Below are 3,077 nucleotides of genomic sequence, written 5' to 3' on the forward strand. Positions count from 1 at the left end.
AAAGAAACGATGCATCGCTTCACGAAACTGGCGTGAAGAAACGTCTTCTAGTTGCGCTGGTTTGCCCGGCACATAGCGGAATACCGTAACGCCATTGTCCTCGTCATATTCGATTGGTTCAGGACCGACGTTGTAGGGCGCGAGCAAACGTAGGATCTCAAACTCATCGGTGCGTGATCGGGCAAAAATGTCGCGGTTTGGCGTGTCAAATCGAACGGTGAATTCTTCACCATTGTCGGCTCGCACATGGTAAGTGCGGTTCGATGCGCCACCTTCCATCGGCTCAATGTAAAGTTGCTTGAACTGCGCGAGCAGGGGAATGCGCTGAATCCGGTCGGTAATGCGGACCGGAGCATGTTGCAACATGACGTTATCCTTGATTTTCTTGTGCCCTACGCCAACTACGCCACCCTATGATACACATGACAACGTACAGGGTAAAGAGGAGGGCAGTGAGCCATAGATCTCGTTGGAGGTAGAGCCAGATACTAGTGGCATCGATGACGAACCAGTAGATCCAGTTTTCGAGCACTTTTTCGGCAACGAGCCAGGTGGTGGTGATGGCAAAACCGGTGGTCAGGGCATCCAGATAGGGGTATGCGGCATCAACATGAGTGGCAACCCAATGTCCCCACAACATGCTGACGACAGCGGTGGCGAGAATCAGTACCACATGTTTTTGCAAGGGCCAAGTGACAATCGGTTTATGTTTGTGTTTTGCATCTTGCCCATGCCACCATCGCCAAAAACCAAAAACGGCAAGCCCCATATAAAATATTTGCAGTATGGCTTCTGATACCAGTCGGCTTTGCCAGAACAGGTAGAGGTAGATGGCATTTGACAGAAAACCTGCGACCCAACAGGCAATATGTTCCCGAATGGCAAGAATAAGGTAAGCGAGCGCGAGCACGACGGCGAGCCATTCAAGCGCCGTCGTGGCTAGGATTTGTTGCCAGATAACGGTCAACACGGACGGTGATTTAGTCGTCGACGACGTCGGGGTGGCGATCACCCGGCATGATTTTAATCACCAGCACTTGCTGTCCGAATTCGCGGAAACTGGCATCGGTCACCTGCTTGATTGCTTGCCACACCGCTTCGGAATCACCAAACAGTTGGGTGCTGAGCGTGTTTTTCACCACCCGAATGCCGTCAATCTTGTCGAGCGCGTCAATGTATCGGCGGATGATCGGCTTGTAGTCTTCACAAAGCGGGTAGAGACTCAGATCAGCCGAAAGCTTCATACTCATCTCCTTTAATAAACCACGCGAAACGTGACACCCCATTGCGCTGGATCGCCTTGTTGGGTGTAGAGCTTGTCGATCCAGTCTGGCGGCTCATTGGCGAAGAAGAAGCCCCGCACAGTGTATTTCTTGTCAAAAATATTTCGGCCCCAGAGGTAAATTTCCCACCAGTCTTGTGTATAGCCAAGTTTTACATTAGTGAGCACATATGGTTTTGCCCGGTGATCATGGCTGTCGGAATAGTAATAACCGTCTTGGCCGGTCACATCCGTTTGGGCATACCATCCGTTGCCCTGCTCGTAGCGGACACCAACGGCAAAGTTATACTTGGGCGCATAGGCTTGTTCGCGGCCATCAAGCTGTCTGGTGCCGACGACATAGTCTTCGATATTGGTGCGAAGCAACCCTAGGTTACCGGTCACTTGCCAGTGATCGTTGATACGCCAATGCGATTCGAATTCAAGGCCGTAGTTTTGCCCTTGTGCTGCGTTGTCTGTGTAGAAAGTGAAAGACAGCGGATCGTTTGGGTTATCCTGGAACGACGTTTTCACCTGCTGATCTTTCCGAGCCATGTAAAATGCTGAAATTTGCGCGCGGAGTTTTCCTGACAGCCAGTAGCCTCGCAGGCCACCTTCAATGTTCCAGAGGTGTTCGGCATCAAACTGACGCCGATCATCCGGGATTTGGGCACCAAGATTAAACCCGCCCGCTTTGTAGCCCCGCGCGACGGTCAAGTAAGCACTGTGATGCTTATCGAGCAAGTGAGACCAGGTGAGATGGCCACCCACCATTGTTTCGCTGGGCGTCAATCGCGGCGTCTCTGTATCTTGATATTCGGCATCACGGCGCTCCACGCGCACACCAACGCTTAGCGTATCTGCGGCGGATAAGGCGAAATCGAGTTGACCGAATATTGCCAGATTGGTGGCATCGTATTGACTGGCCAGTTGCGTGTAAACGCTGCCGTTGAACATGTCTGTTTGATCATTGTCTTCTTCAAGCCGCAGCGCGTAGACACCGAACAGCCAGTCTGCCTTGCCATCCCATAATGCACCTTCTGGTGTGGAAACGACGCGAATTTCTTGCGACCACGTCGACCGATCTCGTTGGGTCGCGCTGGTAAAATCGTAGGGCCCATTGGCGCCCCAAAAAGCCGGGTTGCCCCAATCGCCATCAAAACTATAGAAAATGTCCGAGCGCGCGTGTGTAGTGATACTGGTGAGTTGCCAATCTTTTGAGCCATCCCATGTGACGCGAATGGCTGTCGCGTGAGAAGTTTGCTCGTCGCGTCCGGGTTTGTCGGACTGGGTGGTCAAACTGTTATCGATGGCCCAAGCATCATAGCCATTATCCAGATCGACGTACATTTGCGTCCAGTCGACGGTTAGGCGTTCTGTCGGCTGCCAACGTAGCTTGAACCGTAATGCTGCTTCGTCGCGCTCGTTGGTGTCGTCGCGACCAAGGAAGGCGTTTTCGCGAAAACCATTGCTTTGATATTGGTAGAAGCTGGCACGAAATGCGGCTGTCTCCGTTAAGCCGTTGCCAACGGCAAGCCCTGCACCGCGCGCGCCGTCACTGCCCATGAGCAGTTGCGCTTTGGCGGAATAGTCATGACTTGGATCCGTGCTACGCAAATAAATTAGGCCGGCCAGTGCATTGGCACCGTAGCGAGTGCCTTGTGGGCCACGCAATACTTCAATGCGATCAATGTCAAACAACGTGGCGATGCCACCCACGCCAGAAAAATCGATGTCATCCACAATAAAGCCAACGGATGGGTTGGGGGCGCCCTCATACTGACTGCGTTCACCAATACCACGAATTTGAAAAAAG

General features: G+C 52.5%; 4 protein-coding genes. All 4 read right to left on the minus strand.

Annotated elements, in window-relative coordinates:
• Nucleotides 1-366, minus strand: a 366-nt coding sequence (locus D6694_03485; GenBank protein ID RMH46527.1) for a hypothetical protein, incomplete at its 3' end; no start/stop codon positions are given.
• Nucleotides 367-370: 4 nt separating this feature from the next.
• Nucleotides 371-1,009 (minus strand): nicotinamide riboside transporter PnuC, encoded by a 639-nt coding sequence (locus D6694_03490; GenBank protein ID RMH46530.1) that lies wholly within the window; start codon nucleotides 1,007-1,009, stop codon nucleotides 371-373.
• Nucleotides 981-1,286 (minus strand): hypothetical protein, encoded by a 306-nt coding sequence (locus D6694_03495; GenBank protein ID RMH46528.1) that lies wholly within the window; start codon nucleotides 1,284-1,286, stop codon nucleotides 981-983. Before D6694_03495 ends, D6694_03490 begins: the two co-directional genes overlap by 29 nt.
• On the minus strand, nucleotides 1,256-3,077 hold a 1,822-nt coding region (locus D6694_03500), incomplete at its 5' end, for a TonB-dependent receptor (GenBank protein ID RMH46529.1). The genes D6694_03495 and D6694_03500, both read right to left, overlap by 31 nt.

It is taken from the genome of Gammaproteobacteria bacterium, from assembly GCA_003696665.1.
In the GTDB taxonomy this organism is placed as follows: domain Bacteria; phylum Pseudomonadota; class Gammaproteobacteria; order Enterobacterales.